19 protein-coding genes are annotated in these 23,497 nt (G+C 43.6%); 5 read left to right on the top strand and 14 right to left on the bottom strand.

The window, feature by feature from the left end:
• Positions 1 to 120 precede the first annotated feature (120 nt).
• The 3 genes from DV872_RS20080 to DV872_RS20070 all read left to right on the top strand — a co-directional run bounded on the left by DV872_RS20080 (position 121) and on the right by DV872_RS20070 (position 2,728).
• Positions 121 to 417, top strand: a complete 297-nt coding sequence (locus DV872_RS20080; RefSeq protein WP_158547078.1) for an amidohydrolase family protein — start codon at positions 121 to 123, stop codon at positions 415 to 417.
• 480 nt (positions 418 to 897) lie between these two features.
• The gene (locus DV872_RS20075; RefSeq protein ID WP_158547077.1) at positions 898 to 1,545 is read left to right on the top strand and encodes a DUF998 domain-containing protein; all 648 of its coding nucleotides are present in this window, start codon (positions 898 to 900) and stop codon (positions 1,543 to 1,545) included.
• 421 nt (positions 1,546 to 1,966) lie between these two features.
• Positions 1,967 to 2,728 carry an MBL fold metallo-hydrolase gene (locus tag DV872_RS20070; protein ID WP_114631751.1) on the top strand — a complete coding sequence of 254 codons (762 nt, stop codon included), beginning with the start codon at positions 1,967 to 1,969 and terminating at the stop codon, positions 2,726 to 2,728.
• A gap of 280 nt (positions 2,729 to 3,008) precedes the next feature.
• Here the strand turns inward: DV872_RS20070 and DV872_RS20065 are convergent, their stop codons facing one another.
• The 8 genes from DV872_RS20065 to DV872_RS20030 all read right to left on the bottom strand — a co-directional run bounded on the left by DV872_RS20065 (position 3,009) and on the right by DV872_RS20030 (position 13,589).
• Positions 3,009 to 4,190 carry a SpoIIE family protein phosphatase gene (locus DV872_RS20065; RefSeq protein ID WP_114631750.1) on the bottom strand — a complete coding sequence of 394 codons (1,182 nt, stop codon included), beginning with the start codon at positions 4,188 to 4,190 and terminating at the stop codon, positions 3,009 to 3,011.
• A complete protein-coding gene (locus DV872_RS20060; RefSeq protein ID WP_114631749.1) occupies positions 4,183 to 5,913 on the bottom strand; it encodes a [Fe-Fe] hydrogenase large subunit C-terminal domain-containing protein in 1,731 nt (576 codons plus the stop codon). Before DV872_RS20060 ends, DV872_RS20065 begins: the two co-directional genes overlap by 8 nt.
• Positions 5,913 to 6,173: an NAD(P)H-dependent oxidoreductase subunit E gene (locus tag DV872_RS20055; RefSeq protein WP_114631748.1), complete on the bottom strand. Its 261-nt coding sequence runs from the start codon at positions 6,171 to 6,173 to the stop codon at positions 5,913 to 5,915. The genes DV872_RS20060 and DV872_RS20055 overlap by 1 nt, the downstream gene beginning before the upstream one ends.
• A gap of 78 nt (positions 6,174 to 6,251) precedes the next feature.
• Complete coding sequence (locus tag DV872_RS20050; protein WP_114631747.1) at positions 6,252 to 7,295, bottom strand: metallophosphoesterase; 1,044 nt, start codon at positions 7,293 to 7,295, stop codon at positions 6,252 to 6,254.
• A 16-nt stretch (positions 7,296 to 7,311) separates the two neighbouring features.
• On the bottom strand, positions 7,312 to 8,706 hold the full coding sequence (locus tag DV872_RS20045) for an MFS transporter (protein WP_114631746.1): 1,395 nt from the start codon (positions 8,704 to 8,706) through the stop codon (positions 7,312 to 7,314).
• Positions 8,703 to 10,730 (bottom strand): DUF5054 domain-containing protein, encoded by a 2,028-nt coding sequence (locus tag DV872_RS20040; RefSeq protein WP_114631745.1) that lies wholly within the window; start codon positions 10,728 to 10,730, stop codon positions 8,703 to 8,705. Before DV872_RS20040 ends, DV872_RS20045 begins: the two co-directional genes overlap by 4 nt.
• On the bottom strand, positions 10,730 to 11,455 hold the full coding sequence (locus DV872_RS20035; protein WP_114631744.1) for a TetR/AcrR family transcriptional regulator: 726 nt from the start codon (positions 11,453 to 11,455) through the stop codon (positions 10,730 to 10,732). Before DV872_RS20035 ends, DV872_RS20040 begins: the two co-directional genes overlap by 1 nt.
• 79 nt (positions 11,456 to 11,534) lie before the next feature.
• Positions 11,535 to 13,589, bottom strand: a complete 2,055-nt coding sequence (locus tag DV872_RS20030; protein WP_158547076.1) for a glycoside hydrolase family 2 protein — start codon at positions 13,587 to 13,589, stop codon at positions 11,535 to 11,537.
• Positions 13,590 to 13,770: 181 nt separating this feature from the next.
• On the opposite strand from DV872_RS20030, the gene DV872_RS20025 reads away from it, so the two are divergent.
• Together DV872_RS20025 and DV872_RS20020 are read left to right on the top strand one after the other, a co-directional pair.
• Complete coding sequence (locus DV872_RS20025) at positions 13,771 to 15,399, top strand: FN3 domain-containing metallophosphoesterase family protein (protein ID WP_114631742.1); 1,629 nt, start codon at positions 13,771 to 13,773, stop codon at positions 15,397 to 15,399.
• A complete protein-coding gene (locus DV872_RS20020) occupies positions 15,396 to 16,733 on the top strand; it encodes a sulfatase-like hydrolase/transferase (protein ID WP_114631741.1) in 1,338 nt (445 codons plus the stop codon). The genes DV872_RS20025 and DV872_RS20020 overlap by 4 nt, the downstream gene beginning before the upstream one ends.
• A gap of 4 nt (positions 16,734 to 16,737) precedes the next feature.
• Here the strand turns inward: DV872_RS20020 and DV872_RS20015 are convergent, their stop codons facing one another.
• The 6 genes from DV872_RS20015 to DV872_RS19990 form a co-directional block, all read right to left on the bottom strand.
• On the bottom strand, positions 16,738 to 18,228 hold the full coding sequence (locus tag DV872_RS20015) for a M81 family metallopeptidase (protein ID WP_114631740.1): 1,491 nt from the start codon (positions 18,226 to 18,228) through the stop codon (positions 16,738 to 16,740).
• 70 nt (positions 18,229 to 18,298) lie between these two features.
• Positions 18,299 to 19,483: an ROK family transcriptional regulator gene (locus DV872_RS20010; protein WP_114631739.1), complete on the bottom strand. Its 1,185-nt coding sequence runs from the start codon at positions 19,481 to 19,483 to the stop codon at positions 18,299 to 18,301.
• Between the two features lie 29 nt (positions 19,484 to 19,512).
• Positions 19,513 to 20,256, bottom strand: a complete 744-nt coding sequence (locus tag DV872_RS20005; protein ID WP_114631738.1) for a copper homeostasis protein CutC — start codon at positions 20,254 to 20,256, stop codon at positions 19,513 to 19,515.
• A gap of 3 nt (positions 20,257 to 20,259) precedes the next feature.
• Positions 20,260 to 21,099, bottom strand: a complete 840-nt coding sequence (locus tag DV872_RS20000; RefSeq protein WP_114631737.1) for a carbohydrate ABC transporter permease — start codon at positions 21,097 to 21,099, stop codon at positions 20,260 to 20,262.
• A gap of 12 nt (positions 21,100 to 21,111) precedes the next feature.
• On the bottom strand, positions 21,112 to 21,999 hold the full coding sequence (locus DV872_RS19995; protein WP_114631736.1) for a carbohydrate ABC transporter permease: 888 nt from the start codon (positions 21,997 to 21,999) through the stop codon (positions 21,112 to 21,114).
• 13 nt (positions 22,000 to 22,012) lie between these two features.
• The gene (locus tag DV872_RS19990; RefSeq protein ID WP_114631735.1) at positions 22,013 to 23,326 is read right to left on the bottom strand and encodes an ABC transporter substrate-binding protein; all 1,314 of its coding nucleotides are present in this window, start codon (positions 23,324 to 23,326) and stop codon (positions 22,013 to 22,015) included.
• Between the last annotated feature and the right edge of the window lie 171 nt (positions 23,327 to 23,497).

Raw genomic sequence — 23,497 nt, 5'->3', positions numbered from 1 at the left:
GAAGAAAAGGGCAAAAAATATTGACTGAAAGTTGCCACTTGATGTAAGAACAATTAACAGGTTGAATGATGCCTATGAAGTGGCAACTTTCGTCCGGAACAGGTGGCAACTTTCACCGGAATGCGCATCAGTCTGCATGAGGAATTTCAGCTTATGCAGGAATCAGGGTTAACACCATTTCAGGTATTGTTGACAACGACAGTAAAACCCGCAGAAATGCTTGGAATAGAAGAGCATGCTGGAACAATAGAAGTCGGCAAGAATGCAGACTTGGTGCTGTTAAATAAGAATCCTTTAATTGATATTCAGAATACCAGATACATAGAAGGTGTCATGACAAAAGGTATCTGGTTATCAAAGATGAAAATTCAGGAAATGCTAGATGAAGTTGAATCTGCGTATAGGGTGAGTGAATGATTTTTTTAAAATTGATATTCAATATAAATACTTAACACTCCTCCCAAAAACCACTGCCGATAACCGGCCTTCTGTCTACTGACACTTAAGAAGTTTTACTCGATCTTCAATATCTTTAATATTCTCTTCTTTTGTAAATGTTTCATCTATACACCAGGAATATCTTTGACATGGAAGTTCTGAGCAAGGTGAACATGTTCTCTCTTTAAATTTTGTCATAGCACATTTGTAGATTGGACACATACCTTCTTCAAAAGAAGTGGGAGGTGAAGGTCTATGAGTATAGCAGCCTCCACAATCTACTTTATATGTTTTACATAAAATACAATCTCTGCCACAAGCATTTATCATTTTTCCATAATAGCAATATAAGTCTGAGAGAACAATAAATATATTCAGATGATCATTATTTGTTCTTATGTTACGATACTGCTGATAAACCAATTTCTGTCGACCAATAGCAATAATAAAGGACTTACAATGAATATATGGGCATCAAATATCTGGTGGATACTATTGATAATAGCAATCTTCGGGGAATTTGTTATTTCTTACTTCTTAGGTTTCTTTTATCCAGGGTACAACCATAAACAAGATGTTATGAGTCTTCTAGGAAATCCAAATAGCCCTGTATCATTTCTTTATAATATCTGGTTGGTTATTTTAGGAATTATCATATGCTCATCATCAATAAAAATATATTTTGAGTATTTTGTAGTCTCAAAATCTCTCGCTATCACAACACTAACGATAATGATGGTTTTTGGAATAGGTGCAGGAATTCTATCGGGAATTTTTAGTGTCTCTGAAACCAAAGATATTGAAAATTTAGCATCAAAGATACATGGAATTGGAGCTGGAGTAGGATTTATTCTTTTCACTTTTGTTCCTCTCCTCATTGGACTACTATCTTTGAAAATCGACAATTACATGATTGGAATAGTTTCTATTATCCTTTTTTTCATAAGCATTATATTTTTTATATTATTTATCCTCTCAGAGAAAGAGAGGTTTCAATATTCAGTAATCGGATTAAGTGGTCTTTGGCAAAGACTATTATTAGGAACAATGTACCTACCGTTGCTTTTAGTAGCGTTTAAGCAAATATCTGTAGCTAAAAGCAGCTGATAATTCCCCATCGACTTGCACAGAATCTTAATGAATTATTCACATTCATCAGTTATTATGAAATTATCTAAACATGAGTATAATTGAGTTAGATGTAATCTTGTATATTGATAGGATGGGCGAAAACTAAGTGTACAATAATGAAAAAAATGAAAGACTATCCGTCAAAAAATTCGTTGATTTGACAAACGGTCGATTCCATATGCAGAATGAAACCACTTAACACCCATACTGAAATCTACCGATAAACCAATTTCTGTCTATTAAGCTGATTTCCCCTGGAGATTTTGATAAATTATTCACAGATCCAATCTATAATTTCAGTCCCAGGTACAGTATTGCATCTTCTCAGGGCTGGGTATAACATAATCACTCGATTTAATATAAGCCTGTATACTATTTAACATCAAAGAGGTAATGTATGAGGGATTGGTTTACAATAGATAGAATTGATCAAGATAGTTTTATTATTAGTGAATATCGTCATTGGGAAGAAACACATTGTTACTTACTTAATGGCTCTGAGCAAAGCCTGCTAATCGATACAGGGCTTGGAATATGCAATATTTATGATGAAGTTGTCAAATTAACAGATAAGCCAATTACTGCAGTGGCAACGCATATTCATTGGGATCATATCGGCGGGCATGAACACTTCTCTGATTTTTATGCCCATAAAGATGAATTGAATTGGCTCAATGGTGAATTCCCTCTGACGATGAGCCAAATCAAAGAGATGGTTATTGATCGTTGCGATCTTCCAGAAAATTATAATGTAAATGAATATAACTTCTTTCAGGGCAATCCTACACGTATCTTGAATGATAATGACATAATAGATATTGGAGACCGATGTATTCAGGTCCTTCATACCCCTGGCCATTCACCCGGACATATGTGTTTCTGGGAAGAATCCAGGGGACATCTTTTTACTGGAGATTTAGTATATAAGGACACTCTGTTTGCTTATTATCCTTCTACAGACCCGGTCGCATACCTTAAATCTTTGGAGCGGATATCAGAACTACCTGTGAAAAAAGTATTCCCAGCCCATCATTCTCTGGACATTCATCCTGAGATATTAGTCCGGATGCGAGAAGCGTTTCGTCAATTAAAGTGCGATGGAAAACTGCATCATGGTAGTGGAACATTTGATTTTGGTGATTGGTCTGTCTGGTTGTAATTGGAGTTAGCTGTGATCGCGCAGCTAACAGAGTATCTGCGCGTTGTATGGGAGGTGAACCCGGATAAACTCCTGGTAGCCCCTGAGATATCATTCCTGGTCTAACCCGTTAGACTATGAGAATCTCCACATCATCCTCTACGATCTGTATAAAGAATGACTACTTAACACGGCAGTGGAAAACCACTGCCGATAACACACTATTCCGTCTACAGCAATACAAAAGCATACTTAACATTGAACTCAAAACAAGGTTAATAGAACTATAAATAGAAAACACTCAGATGTAATTGATAATCACATCCTTGAAATAAACCTTCTTCAGAGTCTCCGCTATATTCTTAATGAGATTCCTTCGAATCTCCAGTTCAACAGGCATATTGGGGTCCTGATGAGCCTCGTTGATTCTGGTTCCCACAAGAAACTGGATGATATCGGAGTCCAGCATATCTTCCATAATTCTCTCTGCCGGGTCCAGACCGGTGGCAGGAATATGGTGATCCGTCTTCAGATATTCAGAGATCTTACTCATGGTGATAATACCTTCCGAGACAAAATCAATTCCCTTCATTCTGGATGAGGGAGGAATATTATTACTTTGGCTGCTCAGATCAACCTCAATATCCACCGCCAGTTCCCTGGCAACAATATTGGCTGTAGTTCCTCCGGAGACAATGGTTTTTCCATCAAAGCCCTTGAGCATACCGACAAGACTCTTATCCCTCTCTTTATCATAGGGAGGTCCGGTTGCGATCATCAGTTTTCTGGGTTTTCTGAAATACAGAGAGCCGCAGGTTATATCATCCCTGGGAGAATAGGCATCATGCCGAAGACTCTCACGGACAAGGGCACTGGCAAGCTGTGTTGAGGACTGTTCGGGATTCTTATCAAGGGTCTTCAGAATAAAGGCTCTGGCCCCTTCATCCCCCCATCCAAGGGGAGTGGTTTTCATCCCCAATCCTGACTGGGTTACACCATCAGAAAAGAAAACCAGCCTGTCTCCGCTCTGTGCCTGAAAGCGTGAGGAGTGGATTATATTTCTTTTGGTATTAACCGTCTTAAAACTGAACTTTTCATACTCGGGCTCTTCGATCCGTCCGTCACGAACAAGTACAAAACGGGGATTATCATATTCGGCTATCTGCACCATTCCCCTCTCATCCACATCTACGATGGTGAAGGTTGAGTAACTGATTTTACGGATACTGCAGACAGGGAGTGTTCTTGAGATAAGTTCGGCTGTTTTACGGGGAGAAAGATTATTCTCTATAGAGCGGATGGCCATTGTGGCTGTGAGTGAAGAGAGCACATTGGCCCGGATTCCGCTTCCCAGGCCGTCCGAAAGTACCGAAATGACCCGCTGTCTTCCCTCCGCCTTCCTGGTCAGAAAAGCATCCCCCGGGGCGGACTCACCCTTCTTCATGACCTGGTAATATCCAACATCAAAAAATGAATTATTCATCGTGTTCGGCTTCCCTTTCAGGATCAAAGGAGGTAACTATGGAGTTAAGCATTATTTCACTCTGAGCCGCATTCTCCCCAAGAAGAAAGGCAATTTGCTGCACCGTGGAAATACTGTTCTCCATAACCTTCTGAGCCTGTTTGATAACCTGGTCTTTCTGAACCCAGGGAAGGGTTACATCCTGAAAGATTCCCCCGGCAGCCTGATTCTTCTCGATAGTAAAAATAGAACCGGTAAACACCTTATTCTCCAGATGGAAGGTCTGATCGGTGAGTACAGCTTCTTCGGAAAGGACACCCTGAAAAACAGATGCAAAGGGAATTATCTTTTCAAGAGAGGCACCTTTCAGTCCGGGTTTTACTTCATAAGCCGCTTTAGCTTCATCATTGATGAGAGTGGCAAAGGCCCTGTTGCACTCTATGATCTTCATATCGGAATCTACAATCACAACTCCCGAAGGCATGGCCTTGATCAGAGCATCTGCTTTCTTCTCCGAAAGGGTCTTGAGATAACTTACACACATATCCGGCTCGGCACGATTATTCAGACATGCTTCTGCATACTCACGACAGGTTGAATAGCCACAGGCTCCGCAGTTCTTTTCATCGGCACTCTCATATTTTCCAATTCGGCGGAGAGCATTCCCTATCTCATTTTCATCAAAGGAAACCGAGACTGATTCCTCAATGTTCCGTATAAAGTCAATATTGATGCAGGGCTTATATTCAGGGATTACAAGTTTTCTGCTGTCCGCATAATCGGCTAGCTGTTTTTTCTTGACCGCCGTACCGGCTTTACTGATGCAGGAAGGTCCGTTGATACAACCCCCTTCACAGGCAAGTAATTCAAGAAAGACCGGAGAGTCCTGACCCAGAAGTTCAAGATCACCCAAGACTGAATCCATGTTATGAATATTGGAAAAGCTCAGCATCTGTCTGTCTTCTATGGGAACCTGCTGCTTCCTCAGGCTTTGAAGCATTCCACCCTCTATGGGATAGCTGGCACCATCATAGGAAGAGTGGGGAACAAAGCTGTCATCAACATCAGGAGTAAGGGATTCAAGATCTATCCCCTCCTGTTTAAACCAGATCCTTAAATCGTCAAAACTGATTGCTGTATGGAGAAGATCCTCCCTCAGGTCGGCTTCCCGTTTTTTCGAGATACAGGGCCCGGCAAAAATGATGGAACAGTCTTCACCGTACAGATCCTTGAGCATACTGCAGTGAGTCAGTAAAGGAGATAGATGATCATTCACATGATGAGAGTATTCAGCCTTATACTTCCGTATATACTCAACCATAGTGGGACAGGCGGATGAGATAAAAATTCCCTTATCTGCAGATCCAAGAACCTGGGTTGTATGCCTGGTTACTTCCTGTGCTCCAAGCGCTGTTTCAGAAACAGCGCTGAATCCCAGCATCTTTGCAGCATGTATCATTTTTTGAGGGGTAATTCCAGGCATCTCACCCACAAAAGAGGGCGCTATGGAGAGAATAACATTATCACTCTCCTTAACAGCTTTCTGAGCTCTGGGCAGATCGTTACGGATCTTCTTGGCACCTACGGGACAGGCCAGGTAACAGCTTCCACAGAGAATACAGTCCTCTTCCATGATTTTTGCATGTCCGTCTTCAACTTTAATTGATTTAACAGGACAGTGGCGGATGCATTTATAACAATCCTGACATTCGGTTATTTCGGTATATATGGGATTGAGCTTCATCAGGTTTCAGCCCCCTCACAATTATTGATATAGCTGTTCAGCAGATCCGGCAGATGATCCGGGTCAACAGAGCTGTGTAGAGTGTCACCAAGATAGAGGACCGGTCCCTGACTGCATTTTTCCTGACAGAGAGCACCTTTAAGGAGAACATCTACTGAGTCGTTCTCCTTAAGATAGTCCTGAATAATTTTAAGATTGTCCTTATTACCCCTTGAGAAACAGGAGCTGCCCATGCAGATAGTGATTTTCTTTTTTTCCATAGTCGGCCTCTTATTTGAAATCAAATTTATATTAGCAAAATAAGAGGGTTTTGTCTATAATCTTTTATCGATATATAATTATCCTTTAGACATATCTATATGTTTTACTTCAATATTATGGTTCCCCCTCTGAATAGTAACGACAGTTCCACCCTGAAGGTCTTTATCACTATAACTGGCAGGACCTGTTTTCAGGGCATAGGTCATCCTGATTCCTTCCCAGTCAACAGAGAGGCTATTAACATGATCATGTCCGTTAAAGATGTGGGTAGTGCTTCCAAGCTCCTTCATTGAGTCAAAAAGTCCGGAATTTACGGGGGGACAGAAGACTCCCTCACGAACTCCTCCAAAGCTTCCCTCATCAAGACTCCCCTCGTTAAAGGCTTCTACAGCTAGACCGAATTCGGGCAGGGGGATATGAAAGAAGGCTATACAGGGAACGGGATTTCCCTGTGATTTCTCAACACCATTTACCATCCATTCATACCACTGGATCTGATCAAAATAGATAAAATCATAATCTTTCCCATCAGGATATTCCCTATAGCGGTTTGAATCCATCATAAGGAGTGAATAGATAATATCTCCATCAGGACTTTTAATATTTACACCGTAATTACCAACTCCATGGATATTGGATGGTCCTGATTTAAAAAGAGAGTTATCAGCTTCTTCATAGCGGTTTCCATGCCATGCTCTGTCGCCACGTCCTTCTCCATCATGATTTCCAAGAACAACACCCCAGGGGATACCAAAACTGCTGAGAGTCTTAATAACCAATTTAGCTCTGTTATCACTGAAGATTGATGTTGTGTTATCCCCTACAGTCATGATGAAATCCGGTTCAGTTTTTTCAACCATATCCCTTATCAGCTTCAGGGCCTGTCTGTCTTTTACAGGATTTGACTCCAGCTGAATATCCGCCATCACAAGGATCTTGAAATCCTCACCCTCTTCCATGGAAAGAGATGCTATATCACCGGGATTATAGGCTTCCTTATGATTCCAAAGCTCCGTAGATGTGACTCCCTTACGGGGAATAATGAGATAGATTCCAAGTGCCAGAGCAATGACAAGAAGCCCACCAAGAAAATAGGCTATACCTTTCAAAAATTTATGCATTATTTTATCTCCCGACTCAGACCGTAACTAAAGCAGGTAAGAGTTCTTCATCCAGATACTGATCAACTCTATCCTGCTGATACCCTCTAAAAGCAAAATAACCCAGGAGTGTAAAAACAAAGGCGATTACAGCTGTGAGACGAACTCCCAGGGGATTATCAATACTTCTTCCCAGAAGAAGAATAGAGGGAAAGATCAGATTGGTAACAGACATTGCCAGTTTGATGGCAAAGCTGTTGGCCCCAAAAAAGATTGCCTCATTGTGACTCCCCGTTCGATTTCCATCAGATTTAGCGATATCAGCTAATAATGCCGTAGGAACAATACCGAATATGGCCACAGGAATACTCTCAAGGAGAATAATGGTCCATCCCCATACAGCAGAGGAAACACCCGGTACCAGGCCTGAAAAGGGGATCAGGGCAAACACAAGCGCATGTACAGCAAAGCCGAAATTCAGGAGCTTCTTCTTACCGATCCTGCCTGTGGTCTTAACAACCATTGGATAGTAGGCAAAGCTCAGAATAAACATCGCAGCCATAAGGGTAAAAGCCTGCTCTTCGGGAAGTTTCATCAGTATGGTCACATAGTAAATAATCCCGATCTCCAGAAAGACATTACCAAGCTGATAGAAAAACTGACAGCCCAGAAGTGATCTGAAATCAATATTTTGTAATGAGGTTAAGAGAGCTTTCACAGCACCATCGTTGGATCTGTTTTTCCTGCAGTAGCGATCCTCATCAATAAAGATGATGGGCATCAGCATGGCAATGAATCCTATAACAGAGAACATGGCAACAACAATCCTGAAAGATGTTACAGGAGAATAACCCATCCCTTCAAAGACACCTTTCAATACATAAACAGAATTCCCGATAAAGAATCCCATGGCCCAGGCCACCGAGGTGATTGTACTGAGGAGCATCCGCTCCTTTGATGTATGGCCGATTTCAGGAATCAATGCACCATAGGGGATTACATACATAGTCATAAACAGATAAAAAAGAATAATTACTGTAAAAACCCAAACTGAATTCAGAGCTGATTCATGAGGAACCGGCGGAGTGAATACCAGATACGACAGGAAGGATAGAGGGAGAATAGCAATAGCCATAAAGGTTCTCCGTCTACCGAATTTGAAGCGGGAACGATCCGACATATTGGCAATAAGAGGGTCTGTTACAGCATCAAAAATTCTTCCTGCAAAATTAGATAAACCGATAACTGTAAGAAAAAGGATAACCGCACCCTGATTGATAAGGGCAGGAAAAACATCACCCCCTGTTTCCGGGGGCATATAAAAATAGTTGATGAGGGCTCCTACAGAGAAGCCTCCAAGGGACCAGCCCATCTGGCCCATACCGAACATGATCATCTTCCATGTGGGCAGCTTTTCAATTGTCTGACTCATAGTCTTTTTTCTCCAGGGGCCTGCAATCCGTCCTCTGCGTTCTGACAGGCAATGATTTTGTTTTCATTTTGAAAATTGAGTATGAAACGGTAGAGGCTGTCCTCTTCATACCACATGGGAAAATTAGTTCCCCATACATTGTTATGCAAATTAAAATGGACTCCCTTTGCCGGGTCTGGAATTCTGTTATGAAAATCCAGCAGCGAGGGTTTGTCAAAGGCTGTCAATGCGGCATCAAGAGTCTCCAGATTCAGAGAGTATTCTTTCCCTCTGAACTCCACTCCACGGCAAACCCCGTGAAGCCCCCGTCCTCCTCGTGACACAACATCAAGAGGAGAGAGAGAAGAACCCATTTTGTCCATCAGCCAGCCCAGGGCTTCTGTATTATCAAAGGAAAATGAGAACCATGAAGCCTCGGGAAGGCGGCAGGCTCTCTTATCAAGGCAATGAAGAGTAATCCCGATGGAAGGATCTGCTTTCAAAAAGTCATACCTGAGCCAGAGCTCTTTCGGGGCTCCATAGCCGAGAACAGCCGCATCAGACATGGAAAGCTGCAGCAGAAATGAATCTTCCCTTCTCAGGATTCTCTGAAGGCGGGGATGTTCTTTAATCTTCTTTGGCCCTGCCAAAAACATGCCGGGTTTAGTAAAATCCGGAATAGCCCAGATCCAGTGTTTTTTCAGATTTTTCAGGTACTGTCTTAAAAAGCGGCGGTAATCCGAAGAGTTGAAAGTTTCATAACAGAAAAGCCCCAGTCTTTTCTCCTTACTGCAATATACCCGCCCGGTTTCTTTATCCTTTAGAAATGAGATTGCGCCGCTTTGTTTGTCAAAATCCAGATCAAAAAGCTCTGTACTCAGGGATTGATGCTTACAGTCCAGGTATCCTTCGAGATTTGGACGTTCAGGTTTGAGAGCATTCAGATCCTGAGTGAGTAATTCTGCAAGGGCCGGAGTAGCAGCATTCACTGCATTTTCCAGATAGGAGCGCTGTTCCTTCCAGGAATTCTCAAGGCGACGGCACTTTGAACTGCGTCTTAAGGAGATCAGCGCTTTCGGACTGTAGTGAAAGTAGTCTGCAAGAGCAGCTTTCTCATCAAGCCCCCAGGTATGTTCAGGGATACAGAGAAGCTCATCCATCACAGTATCAGGTACAACTCTCTTATCCACCATCTTCCCCACAGTTCTTGAGAATGCCCTGAAGGCCGAGAGTTTATATGGATCGCTTCCAGCACCATGAATCCAGCTGTCACCGATCTCCTGTTCAACCACCGGCAGCTCATCCTTCAGCAGAAGAGCTGCAGAAGCCATATTATTAAGATCCGCGGCCTTCACATCACAGCCATATATTGAGGCAGCTCTACGCCACGCTCTCTGAACGCCCCTGAAGGAACTGGGACCAAGGTTATCATGGGTATGAATAAACTTGAAAAGCTGATCACCCAGCAATATATCACCACCGTAATCATCCTTGTCATAAAGAACAATGATTTCAGAACCATCTCTATGACGCCAGATAAAGCGGGATGGGACATCCGGTGGGGAGGATGCGGCATTCACTCCGACATGGAGCATCCTGATCCCTGACTCGGCGAGGAGCGGGACCATTGCGATGCTGTGACCCGGGACATCTGTCATCTTGGCGGCAATGGTTTTTCTACCGAAGCGCCTATCAAGGTCTCTGCTGATACTGAGTCCGTAGCGGAACAGATTCTCATCCATCAGTTCTGAGTGTGTTGTAAAAGGCAGAGCATGCCAGGAGATATCTCCCTCCAGAACGGCCTGCTCCATCAGGCGTCTCCCTGCAGAGTCTGACTGCTCCAGATACTGCTTTATCAGCCAGGACCCGGTAGTCCAGATCATCCGCTGGGGCCCACCGGATGATCTCAGTCGATGGGAGGTCTCTACCGCCCGGGGAATAAAATGCATCATATACTGGTCCAGCACCTTTGAAGCGGAAGCCGTAAAACCAAGATCAAGATGTGTCTTGAACAGCAGATTTACGGATGCAGGTTTATCAGGCATCAGAGAGAGTCCTTCTTCAGTCCTGCCAGCATTGTCCTGGCAAAAACCATTACCATATCCTCGGGGGATTCCAGGTTAAACTCAAAAGTCATCTCTTCCTTACGGGAGGCGATCCGCTGACCCAGGCTGATTATAGTCTGGTCGATAGTATAGGCTGTGAGCCTCAGGTTCAGCCCCGGTTGCAGACTTCCATCATCCATGCCCTCCTGGAGTGCAGACTTCAAAAACTCCACTGTGGGATCATCCTGAAATATGGTCTTCATTTTCCGGGCTACATCTTCGGGTCTCTGTCTGTAATTGAAATAGTGATCCATGGCGCCGGAGAGTTTGAAAATTTCAGGATGCATCTCTATAATCCCTATAAAGGTCATAAGGTAGTTTTCAATTTTTTCATATCCGTTTCCTGAAAAGCTCAGAATCCCGGGACTGAATTTCGGAACCAGAACATCCAGATACAGATGATGTTCGATGGCAAGAGCAAGATCTTCCTTGGAAGAATAGTAGCGGTAAAGGGTTGCCCGGCTTACAGCGGCCTTCCTGGCAACATCCTTCATATTTACCTCTGCCAGTCCCTGTTCCAGGAAAAGGTCCATCCCTGCCATCAGAATTATATTTTGGCGTTTATCTTTGTTTTCTTCTCTTTCCTTTTCCCTGAACTCAATGGTACTCATGTCTTTTCCTGATACAGATGTCTTATAGTGAGACATATGTCTCACTATATCCATATAACCCCCTGAAATGCGATCTGTCAAGGAATATTGCGAGTAACTACTCGCAATTCAAAATAAAGAACTTAAGATCTGCCTATTTTATTCGGGAATAGGCATCTTTCAAAAAATGAAAAGCCCTCTTCGGCTTCCTTTCTTTTGAAGTAATACCCTTGAGATTGTAATTGGGAACTGGATTTTCAGGAAACCATGTATTATAAAAATCTGAAAGTACCCAGGGAGAGAGCCCCCTGACAAAAGGTCTCTCTATGATCTGTTTCAGATAAGATTCAATAAGCTCTCCCTGATATTCTTCAGAGTAAGTCTTACCCCAGGCAACACGGTCAGCCTTCCAGACTCCATCAGCCTCACTGCGTCCCGGAGCAGCAGCTGCACCGAACTCAGACATGATAATGGGCTTATCAGGAAACAATGAGTGGAGTTTGTCCAGATGGCTGCCTATATCTGTATGCTTTCCATAGTACCAGCCGTAATAGGCATTGATGGAGATGATATCCATATGGTCGCCGGTCCTTCTGTTATTATCAAAGAAGGGAATATCATAGGTCAGTTCGGCCATGGAAACAGGTCTTGAAGGATCAAAGGCCTTAGCCACGGAACGTAACCAGCCGAAGACCCGTCCACCATTTTTAAAGAGAGTGTAGCACTCATTCCCTGCACTCCAGAAAAGAATGGCCGGGTTATTGATATCCCGCTCTATCATCTCGATAAGCTGCTTTTGTGCGTTCTGCAGAAGGGGACGATAATTCATCTGATGCATACCGAAAACTTTTGCCGGAAAACGGAGGATGGACTGTTTTTCTTCAAACCATGCTGTAAAACCTGTCCCTGTCTGATACATGGGAATCTCTTCACTGCAGAGCAATCCCCTATCCCGTATACTGAGCATTTCCCTTACATCATGGGGATAATGGGCGGTTCTTATATAGTTGGCCCCAAGCTCTTCTACAAGTCCCAGATCACGATTGAGACTCTCTTCGGTCTGGCTGCTTCCCAGTTCAGGATCATCTTCATGCTTGCTGATGCCTTTTAAAAAAAGTGACTCACCATTAAACAGTATCTTCTCATTTTCGATCTCAATAGATTTAAGTCCTGTTTTAAATGAAACCCTGTCAGAATGACCAGCGCTGGCAGTCTCTATAAGCACTGTGTACAGGGCCGGGTCTCCCGGATTCCAGAATAGGGGATTGTCCAGAATAAGGTCACAATGTCCCCCTCGAACAGCTCCTCCTGAAGATAACTTACCCTGATCGATACTATCTAATTCAGCATTTAAGAGAGTTCCCCCGCAGCTGTTTCCTTCAGGATCTATAAGACTTACATCAATACGGCAGGTAGAGTCGGGAGCATGCACCAGGACATCCAGCCCCAATACAGTTTTATCTCCATCACTTAAAGTACGGGCAACAGCCTTGAAGATATAGTTTTCCGGAACAGTCTCAAAGTAGACATCACGATAAATTCCGCCATACATATGCCAGCCTGGATTATGCTCCTTTCTGGCCAGAGGGGGAATGGATTCCCAGTTTGAACGGTTATCTACCCGGAGAACCAGTACATTGTCCTCATCAACCTTCAGATGATCAGAAGCATTCAGAAAGAAGGGAGTATATCCCCCTTCCCTCTCGCATAGTTTATGTCCATTCAAATAGACTTCCGAGCGAAGAAGAACTCCCTCAAAACAGAGCCGGGACCAAAAGCCTTCAGGAACGGAGTCTCTTTTAAATATTTTCCTATACCAGCAGAAACCTGCATAGCTGGTTCTCTCTCCAGAAGCCGCATTAAATACAGAAGGAACAGCAGTCTGCTCCCAGTCTGATGATTCGCCATCAGGCTTCTCGGATGTGAACCAGCACTCCTTAAGCCCCCTGTTTTCCGGATCAGTTCGAAACATCCACTCTCCAGCCAGAGACTGTCTGGCTCTCCTGCTCTCTTCAAAATGTGTGGAATATGGAAGGTTGTTTGTAAGCAGATATGGTATTCCGTTTAAACTTCTTACTTCAAACTGATCTCCCTGAGCACCCTTGGCCACGGGCATTTTAGAATAATTCAAGTGTGGATAAAACAGAAAAATGGAAGCAAAAAACAGGATTAGAAGCGCAGGAATGAACAGCAGAATCAAGACAGGCATGGAGGAACTCCCAGATATCATTTAATAATGTACCTCTATTCAATCATGGATTCAGGGATTCTTCCAGAAAAAGTTAAAAACAGACTGCATAAACTAATTTGCAGAATATTGACTTGTCATGTTACTATCATAACTGATAGCATATCTATCACTAATTACAAATGACAATAAGGATATCTTTATGAACCCTGTAACCAAAAATAAAATATGGCTGGGATTATCCGCCTTTTCAACCCTCTATTTCGCAGCCTTTCTGGCTCTGCTCTTCCTGATAAGGCCTTTCTGGTCAGATACAAATAGTTTTCTGACATGGGCTCTTGGAATTGAATTCAACTGGGTGATCATCGTTATCATCATGAGTTCGGCACTTATGCTGTTTCATTTCAGCTCTTTCAGTAAAACCATGAAGAACAGAGGAAATGAAGAGAAGACTCTGAAACTTGCAACTCGTATAACGATTCCCCTGACCCTGATTATCTGGATTGGAATGACAACTCTTCTTCTCTCCGAACTAGGCCGTGAACAGTCGATCATATTGATAAACTTCCTCAATAATCTCCCTGAAATTATAGCTGGTCTTTATCTGCTTCTTGTTATTCTGCTCCTCCCCCGCTTCTCCTTCTGGCAAAATCAAAAAATCAGAAAAACAGTGCTGGCAGCCACAGTTCTTTTAGTACTGATAATTGCATCAAAACCGGGTTCAATAAAAATAACTGCCGGCCCCTACCTGCAGATTCCCTCTGAAAACTCCATCACGGTTATGTGGACAACAAACCATCAGGCAATATCCTGGGTTGAATACGGTGATGACTTTGAATATAAAGCCTACCCTCAGCATGATGGTCTCATTGATATGAATGAGAAGATCCAGAAGGTGGAACTCACTGGATTGGAATCGGGGAAGGAATATCCCTACAGAGTTGTCTCAAAAGAAATTAAGAAGTTTTTTCCTTACAGTGTTCTCTTTGGAAAGACTGTTGTCAGTGAAGACTTTAAATTCCGGACTCTCAACAGGAGAGCAGAGAACATATCATTCCTTGTTATCAATGACCTTCATGAACGTCATGAATACTGGGGGGATATAGCTGAGGAGCTCAAGACTGATCCTGTCGATTTTGTAGTACTCAATGGTGATTACTTCAACGATCTCAATGGAGAAAGACAGCTGATAAACAGCCTGATAAAGCCTGTAAGCAAACACTTTGCCTCAGAAACTCCTTTTATCTTTATACGTGGAAACCATGAAACAAGAGGGATTCTGGCAAGAAGCTTAAGAGACTACATTGCCCTGCCTGAGGATAAATACTACTTCTCATTTGCCCATGGCCCGGTCGCGATGCTGGCCATTGATTCGGGAGAGGATAAGGAAGACCATCATAAAGAGTACAGCGGCATGGTGGCCTTTGATGAGTACAGAAAAGAGGAGACCCTCTGGCTTAAAGAGACAGTACAGAGAAAAGAGTGGCAGGATGCCTCCTGGAGAATTGCGTTCTCCCATATCCCGCTGAATCAGTTTGCTCTGGATGAGGAAGAAGGTGAATACAAAGCTGAGAATCTCGGGTACCAGAATACCTGGACGTCAATACTGAGTGATGGAAATCTGGATCTCATGCTCAGCGGCCACACTCATCGCTGGAAGATACATGAACCAAATGATGAAGTTTCCTTTTCCTTAATAATCGGGGGTGGTCATATTGAGGGGACTGAAAATTTTGTGGTGGTACGGGTAGATGCTGATGCAGCCTCCCTCAAAGTTGATCTGCGTGATCAGCATGGAAAATCATTTCAGGAATTTCTGGTAGAAAAATGAACAAGAAACCCAACATTGTCTTCTTTTTTGTAGACCAGCAGCGCTGGGATACATGCGGCTGTTACGGTCAGAAAGATCCCATAACACCTCATCTGGATCAAATGGCATCAGAGGGGGTTCTTTTTGAAAATGCCTTTACATGCCAGCCTGTATGCGGCCCTGCCAGAGCCTGCCTTCAGACAGGAAAATGGGCCACAGAACTGGGATGCTACCGCAATGGTATCCGACTTCCCTCAAATGAAAAAACGATTGCCCACCACTTCAGTGAAGAAGGGTATAACACAGCTTATATCGGAAAGTGGCATTTGGCTTCAGATGATAAAGAAGGGCTGCACTATGAAAAAAAGGCTGTCCCCCCTGAACTCCGGGGAGGCTGGGACCAGCACTGGATAGCTTCGGATGTGCTGGAATTCACCTCAAGGGGATATGGCGGACATATGTTTGATACTCAGGGAAATAAAAAGATATTTCCAAAGGGCCGATACAGGGTCGATACACAGACTGACTGGGCTCTGGAATATCTGGACAGCCAAAAGAATGAAGAGAATCCCTTTATACTGTTTCTCTCCTATATTGAGCCCCATCACCAGAATGACAGATTCTCCTATGAGGGACCAAAGGGTTCAAAAAAACGATTTAAGGACTTCAATATTCCAGATGATCTGGCTGGAAAAAGAGGAAACTGGAAACGCTCCTACCCCGACTACCTGGGATGCATCAACAGTCTGGATGAAAACCTTGGAAGAATCAGATCAAGACTCAATGAACTGGGAATGTCAGAGGACACTCTTATTGTGTATACCAGTGATCACGGCTCCCATTTTAAAACCAGAAATAGTGAATACAAACGCTCATGCCATGATGCCAGCATCCATATCCCTTTAGTAATTATGGGGCCCGGATTTAAGGGTGGGAAAAGGATGGATGAACTTGTCAGCCTTATTGATCTGCCCCCTACCCTGCTGAATGCAGCAGGCCGGAAAGTCCCTGGTCATATGGCAGGGCGTCCTCTCTCTGAACTGACAAACAGTGCAAAATCAGAAAAGCCATGGCCGGAAGAAGTATTTTATCAGATCAGTGAATCCCAGGTCGGACGGGGAATCAGAACCTCGAAATGGAAATACTCTGTAAAAGCTCCAAAGAAGAACGGGTGGAAGCTGAGTTCCTCAGAGTCATATGAATCAGATTTTCTTTATGACCTGGAGAAAGACCCTCATGAACTGAATAATCTTGCAGACTCTACAGAACACAAGGGTGTCAGAGAGGAGCTTTCTGAGATTTTAATCCGAAGGATGGTTGATGCCGGGGAGAATGCTCCCCGGATTGATGTATAGAGTTCTATTTCAGATAAAGATTATCAGCAGCCTTATACTCAAAATCACTATCCAGGGGAAAGATCGGTCTGGGAACCAGTTTATAGGGCAGTCCGTTCAGATCTTCATTGCTGCTCCCCTCGGACAGGGCCATAATGGAACGCTTTGAAACAGTCCGCTGTGCCGCCGTCAGATAACCCAGCTTACACACAACAATCTGTGCATTTGCGGGATCATCACCAAGATCACGGAACATCGCGGGATCTACAAATCCGATATGTTTTGATGTAAGGACAATATCTACACCACCCGTTGAAAACAGTGCAAGATCACTCTTGTAGACACCCCATTCGTTAATAAATGACTTAACCTTTCCACTGAGTTTAAGGGGTGAAGTGGTTACCGTATCAAAGGCGGCACCTACATTCAGTTCAATTGTCATGCCTACCATCTTTCTACACTTTTCAACAGAATCAGGATCAAAAAAACCGCCATATATTATGGGATGATCCAGGAGCCCTGTTTTCTTATTAGAAGTGATCAGCTTAAGGAAATTCGTGCAATCCCCTGAAGAACCGGCGGTTGGATTGTCCCCGGAATCAGATATATAGATAGGAGTCGGCCCCTCGTCCACAGCTTTAAACGCTGTTACCAGGGACTCCTCCATGGAGTATGTCTCTGTATGAAAACTGAATTCATCTCTATAAGACCAGAAAAGATCTGCCAGTCTTGCTGCCTCTTTTTTTGCCAGGCTCTTATCATTATCTGTAATAACCAGAACTGAAACACCGCTGTCCGCGCTGTCCGCCCAGGGGAATCCCATCAGATAGTTTGCGGCCAGAACCTTCTCCTTCTTCTCACTCTCCCGGAGAGCGGAGATCAGGGTCTTCATAGGTTCAGTGGTGGTTTCGGATTTTTCACCTGCCACCAGAAAAGGAATCTTTACCCAGGCGGAAGATGTTTTAACACCCTCCTCAAGAGCAGCGATTGTCAGGCGCGCTGCATGTTCTCCTGTCTCATAACAGTCTATATGGGGGGCACATTTATAACCTACATAGCCATCGGCACAGTCATGCATTCTTTTTGAAAAGGTTGTATGCATATCAAGAGAGGAGAAAAGAGGCTGATCCGGAAAGATCTCTCTGAGAGCCTCCAGAAGATCACCTTCGGCCTCACCTATCTCTTCAATTCTCATTGATCCATGAAGAGAGAGACAAAGAGCATCAATGGGAGCTTCCGCAACAGCGGCACGGGCTCTCTTCAGTATTTCCTCTTTCAGTTCCAGATAGAGATCCTTTGATACGACTCCATTGGGTACGGCCCTGGCACAGACAGTTGGAACCATCTCGTATCCCGCATTCTGAAGAGTATGGACGACTCCGCTTATACTGTCATCATCATTGAGGACTGAGAAAAGTTCCGATCCGTATTGAATGGAAAAATCTTCCCGTCCTGTAATTATCGGATTAAAGGTGTTGGACTCATGGTGCAGGCTGGCTGTTAAAATTCGTTTCATTCTGATTTCCTTCTATTCTGCTAAAGTGAATACTATCACTCTGATGTTTTACCCTTTATGGCTGAAAGGCTTAAGGGTTTACTTCAACTACATTGCTTAAAAGTGTATTCCATTTTTTCTTGTCCTGCTGGCCGTTTCCGACCTGAGGTATGGCATAGAGTTCACTGAGCATGCAGGCTGCAGCACCCCTGGCAGGATCATAAACCCCATCATTCACGACCTTCATAGTACAGTTCTTTTTCTCAAGAGCATATAGATTTTCACTAAATTCGCTTCGGAGGATATTCCAGATTTCTTCACTGTTGCTGGCAAGATCTCCTCCAATATACAAAGCCCTTGGATTCAGGATTTTGAGAATCAGAGTCATATTCCCCATCAGCTCTTCCAGAATATCTTTCTGAACATCACTGTCTACAAGTGCACGGTCCATCTCTTCTTCCGAAAGAGAGAGCTGCCATTTCAGCTGACGCTCCTTTGTATACAGAATACTCTGATACTCTCCGGCTTCATCTGAGACACCATTATAGAGTTCTCCATTCAGTACCAGTCCAAGACCGACACCTATTGAAGGAAGATTCTCAGGAACCATATTTCTCTGATGAAAACGGGAAAGAAGATAGATGAATGAATCCGACTCATTGTCCGGATGATTCCATAGAATATTCTGTGCACAGCAGTTGGCATCATTTTCTATAACAACGGGAAAGGGAAAAGTCTCATCCAGAAACTCCAGCAGACTGCTGTTCTTCAAATTATGAGTCCAGCTGTCCTTCACAAAGGATGTCTGCCTGTTGACAACACCCGGAATAGCCAGCCCCATTCCCAGAACCGGGATATGGGGATCAAGAGTTTTCCGGACATCCTCAACGGACTGAATAAGCAGACTCTTAAAATCATGCTTTCCGCTAATATACTCTTTTTTACTGGATTTCAAAACCCGCCCTGAAACATCACAGACGACGGTACAGTAATAGTCGACCTGGAGGTCCAGGCCGATAACATAACCGAATTCTGGAATCAGCTGAACCTGTATAGGCCTTCTCCCGCTCCCCTTTGTCTTAGGAACAGGAGCCTTTATCTCTTCAACCAGTTTCGCCTTTATAAGGCGATTAACAATGTAGCTGACCGTTGAAGGCTGAAGACCAAGCTTCTCTGCCATCTGTTGCCTTGAACATGAAGTATGGGTCCGCAGATAATTCAGAATAAGTGCCGAATTTGCTGCTTTCTGGAAAAGGCTGTTCCCGACGATCTTCAAAGGATTCTCCTGTTACTGCCTAAGTCTTATTATTTATGCAGGGTTGAGAGAACAGTAGCGATGCGGGAAGAGCTGCTGTAACTGTTCATAAACTCAGGTTTTCTGAGGAGACCGCCCATATAAACATAATCCGGGCAATGTTTCATTACACTCTCTTTTTCCATATCCAGATAGATATGAAATTCTGAGGCGCCCGTCTCTTTTATGACTTTCTGCAATTTTCGTTCTGTGATATCACCGCCGGGCATAATGATGATACGCTCACCGGCTTTTTTTATTATATCACGAATAAGGTCGGATCCCTCAAGAACTGAAGCTTCCTGCCCTGAGGTAAGAATACGGTGACATCCCAGCTCGATAATATCTTCCAGTGCCTGGTAAGGATCTGATGTTACATCAAAGGCACGATGAAAGGTGATACTCATGGTTCCGGCTTCTTTGATAAGGGCGGCATTCCGCTCTTTATCGACAGTTCCGTCTTCATTAAGGACACCGATAACCACACCGTCAACGCCCTGTTCACGGCAGTATCTGACATCTTCAAGCATTACCTTAAACTCTGTATCCGTATAACAGAAATCACCGGAACGGGGACGGATTATGACATGGAGTCCCAGTCCTACAGCTTCTCTTGTTATCTTTATGGTTCCTGCACTGGGTGTAGTACCCCCGCCGAAAAGGTTTTCACACAGTTCGACTCTATCGGCTCCCGCCTTATCTGCAATGACAGCAGATTCTGCTGAGTCAAGACAGACTTCAAGTTTATAATTCATAAATTACTCCTTAAGGGCTCCCTCGCCGAAACCTTTAATTATCATATTGTGTGCTCCGATATAGAACATAATCATGGGAAGAGTGCCGATTGTCAGAGCGGCAAACTGCATTCCGTAATCCTGATTAAGACGTCCGGCAAAGGAATTGATGGAAACCGGAAGGCTCCTCATATGATCACCGGATGTCAGAATAAAGACTAATACAAACTCATTCCAGTTTCTCAAAAAAGAGAGAATGGCAATGGTGGCTACTACGGGTGTAGAAAGTACAAGTATGATGCGCCAGAATATCTGAAGATAGTTGGCCCCGTCGATAATGGCCGCCTCGATCAGTGAATCGGGAATCCCCTTGATATAAGAACTGGCCAGCAGAATAGCCATAGGCAGTCCGAAGGTAATGTAGGGAAGTATAACCCCGATCCTGGTATTATACAGACCGATTCTTGTCTCCATAATAAAAAGGGGTGCTATAACAGAATTGACAGTAACCAACAGCCCCAGAGTAAAGATGGAAAAATAAACTTTCGAACTTTTATACCCGAACTTTGTCAGGGAAAAAGAGGCCGCAACAGCCAGAAAGACTGTCAGTGCCGTTGAGATGCCGGCATAGATGACAGAGTTGATAAAAGAGCTACCCATATGTCCTATGTTCCAGGCCTTCAGATAATTCTGCACTGTAGGCTCTTTTGGTAGAGACATGGGGTAGAGCATTATTTCTCCCTGTAGCTTGAAGGATGAATAAAGCATCCAGACAAGAGGAAGAAGGGTCATCATTGTAAAGAGAATCAGAAAAACCTGAGCAAAGATTTTCCATCCCCTGGGGATTTCATTAAGTGTATCCATTACTTCAGGCTCCTAATCAAATTTCTTTTGAAATTGACCGTATAAGGCACGGCCCAGACTTATAAGTCCGACACTGAGAATTACAATTACCAGAGAAACAGCAGAACCATATCCGTAATTGTTGTAGGTAAAAGTATGTTTGTAGAGGTAGATGGACATCACATTTGTATAATCCACCGGACCTCCTCCTGTCATGGCAAAGACAAGGTCAAAGCTCTTCAGACTTCCTGAAATAGCAAAGATTGAACTTGTGAAAATAACATTGGCTAGAGCAGGAAGAACAATTCGCCAGAGAATTACAGACTCGCTGGCACCATCCATTTTCGCCGCCTCCAGTGATGACTTCGGAATACGCTGCATATTGGCCAGAAACATGACCATATAGAGGCTTGTGTGCATCCACAGAAGAACAAAAAGGAGGGGAACCATGGCAAAATAGGGACTCTCGGAAATCCTCATGACATAGTCCGGATTTCCTGTCAGCCATTTCACAAAGTAGGTGTAAATACCTACAGGAGAAAAAATGCGGTTCCACAATAGGGCAACCACAACCGATGAAATGGTGATGGGCATAAAGATCATCATCTCATAAAACTTAAAACCCTTTACGAATTTTCTGTAAAGGACATAAGCCAGAATAATGCCCAGGGGAATCTGCCCCAAAACGGAGATCAGCATGATCTGGACATTGTTCCATAGAGCCCGGAGGAATCCGGGATCGGCAAACAATTTTACATAATTCCCCAATCCTATGAATCCCACCATCTGGAAGTTCTTCCACTTTGTCAGTGAAAGAACCGAGCTCATTCCGATAGGAAAGAGAATGATAGAAAGATAGAGAATCAAAGCCGGTAATAGTAACAAATAGTAACTGAATCTTTTATAGGAACTTTCTACCATTATCTCAATACCCTTATTTCATTCGGTTAGAATCGTTTTCTACAACCCATGCTTCGTAGCGTTCTGCAACTTCAGCGGGAGTAATATTACCGAACATCATGGCCTGAATATCAGGATTAAGAAGACCCATGCCCTCTCCGTCCATTTTGGAATCAATAACATAACCCATGGGATGATCCTGCTGGAACTGGGCGTATTTCATCTGAAGACCGGGCAGATCCATACCGGAGTAATCCAGTTTGAATGTGGGAATTTCGCCGGTGCTCAGTCTGATTTCAGAACCCTCTTTACCGGTGTAGTAAGCGATAAAGTCAAAGGCTGCCTGACCTTCTGGAGTACCGGAAAGTTTAGAGTTGATACCGAAACCTTCAGACAGTACAGCTGCACTTGAATTGGGTGATACTTCTCCGGGGAGTGCGGGGAATACGATCATTTCGATAGCATCCTGCTGTTCCTGAGGAAGAGATGTAACCATTGCGGAAGTTCTCCATCCGGCATCAATCAGGTATACAGATTTCTGCTGATAGAATTCCTGGTCCGCTTCGGTGTTGGACATCTGGTTAACACCGGGGGAGAAAACATTTTTCTCTACCATTTCGCTGACAAATCCAAGAGATTTTACAAAGGGAGGTTCTGTGAAACTTGCATCACCAACCATGGCTTTGCTGAACCACTCTTTTCCGCCCATTCTGTCTACAAAGGCACTTAAGAGCCAGGAGTTTACGACCCACTGATCTTTGTTACCCATGGAAACGGGGTAGTAACCGGCTGCACGGATTGGTTCTACCTGAGCTAGAAGTTCTTCATAAGTTTCAGGTATATCCAGTCCGAGTTCGTCAAGGAGAGTTGTGTTCACATACATTGAGTGACAAACTGCCATTGAAGGAGCAATTGTATAGATCTCACCATTGGGGCCCTGTGCTTCCCAGGTAGCGGCACTGAACTGATTTTTAAAATCATCAGTCAGATACTCATTCAGATCCATTGCATTTCCTGTCTCGGTTACATAGGCTGTTCTCTTTCCGATATATGTGGTGAAAACATCGGGTAGTTCACGGGAAGCAACCATAGCCTGAAATTTCTGGTGAAAGGCTTCACCTGTTGCATATTCATGCTGGAAGGTGATATCGGGTCTGCTTGCTTCAAAGGCGGCCTGCATTTCTACATACCCAGCCTGCTGTGGGTTGGCAGGATCGATCTGCAGATAAGTTGAAAGTACAATACCTTCATCCGCGGTTTCCTGAGCTCCTGAAGCAAAAACAGAAGTTCCGAAAGCAAGCAAAAAAACTGCTGTTAAAAGAACAGCTTTTGACAGTGATTTGATCATTGAGATTCTCCTTAAAATCTATCGACACCCTGAGAGTGTCGATGACAGTTTGATAAGACCCTAGGGTCTTAAGATTACGAATTTCCAGATAGAGATTCCCCTCAAGAGGGTCTCTTCTTTAATTCATTCATTGAATTTAATAATTACAGTGAATGGGAAAATTGTCAACTG

Origin of the sequence: Oceanispirochaeta sp. M1 (assembly GCF_003346715.1) — a bacterium.
Lineage (GTDB): Bacteria > Spirochaetota > Spirochaetia > DSM-2461 > DSM-2461 > Oceanispirochaeta.
This window is presented reverse-complemented; position numbering and strand designations above follow the sequence as displayed.

What these genes read in the sequence shown, in the direction of transcription:
- DV872_RS20055 (WP_114631748.1), bottom strand. Translation starts at nt 6,173, where the DNA reads ATGGAAAAAAAGAAAATCACTATCTGCATGGGCAGCTCCTGTTTCTCA.
- DV872_RS20025 (WP_114631742.1), top strand. Translation starts at nt 13,771, where the DNA reads ATGAACCCTGTAACCAAAAATAAAATATGGCTGGGATTATCCGCCTTT.
- DV872_RS20015 (WP_114631740.1), bottom strand. Translation starts at nt 18,228, where the DNA reads ATGAAACGAATTTTAACAGCCAGCCTGCACCATGAGTCCAACACCTTT.
- DV872_RS20005 (WP_114631738.1), bottom strand. Translation starts at nt 20,256, where the DNA reads ATGAATTATAAACTTGAAGTCTGTCTTGACTCAGCAGAATCTGCTGTC.
- DV872_RS20070 (WP_114631751.1), top strand. Translation starts at nt 1,967, where the DNA reads ATGAGGGATTGGTTTACAATAGATAGAATTGATCAAGATAGTTTTATT.
- DV872_RS20030 (WP_158547076.1), bottom strand. Translation starts at nt 13,589, where the DNA reads ATGCCTGTCTTGATTCTGCTGTTCATTCCTGCGCTTCTAATCCTGTTT.
- DV872_RS20020 (WP_114631741.1), top strand. Translation starts at nt 15,396, where the DNA reads ATGAACAAGAAACCCAACATTGTCTTCTTTTTTGTAGACCAGCAGCGC.
- DV872_RS20060 (WP_114631749.1), bottom strand. Translation starts at nt 5,913, where the DNA reads ATGAAGCTCAATCCCATATATACCGAAATAACCGAATGTCAGGATTGT.
- DV872_RS19990 (WP_114631735.1), bottom strand. Translation starts at nt 23,326, where the DNA reads ATGATCAAATCACTGTCAAAAGCTGTTCTTTTAACAGCAGTTTTTTTG.
- DV872_RS20000 (WP_114631737.1), bottom strand. Translation starts at nt 21,099, where the DNA reads ATGGATACACTTAATGAAATCCCCAGGGGATGGAAAATCTTTGCTCAG.
- DV872_RS20080 (WP_158547078.1), top strand. Translation starts at nt 121, where the DNA reads ATGCGCATCAGTCTGCATGAGGAATTTCAGCTTATGCAGGAATCAGGG.
- DV872_RS20045 (WP_114631746.1), bottom strand. Translation starts at nt 8,706, where the DNA reads ATGAGTCAGACAATTGAAAAGCTGCCCACATGGAAGATGATCATGTTC.
- DV872_RS20075 (WP_158547077.1), top strand. Translation starts at nt 898, where the DNA reads ATGAATATATGGGCATCAAATATCTGGTGGATACTATTGATAATAGCA.
- DV872_RS19995 (WP_114631736.1), bottom strand. Translation starts at nt 21,999, where the DNA reads ATGGTAGAAAGTTCCTATAAAAGATTCAGTTACTATTTGTTACTATTA.
- DV872_RS20040 (WP_114631745.1), bottom strand. Translation starts at nt 10,730, where the DNA reads ATGCCTGATAAACCTGCATCCGTAAATCTGCTGTTCAAGACACATCTT.
- DV872_RS20050 (WP_114631747.1), bottom strand. Translation starts at nt 7,295, where the DNA reads ATGCATAAATTTTTGAAAGGTATAGCCTATTTTCTTGGTGGGCTTCTT.
- DV872_RS20035 (WP_114631744.1), bottom strand. Translation starts at nt 11,455, where the DNA reads ATGGATATAGTGAGACATATGTCTCACTATAAGACATCTGTATCAGGA.
- DV872_RS20065 (WP_114631750.1), bottom strand. Translation starts at nt 4,190, where the DNA reads ATGAATAATTCATTTTTTGATGTTGGATATTACCAGGTCATGAAGAAG.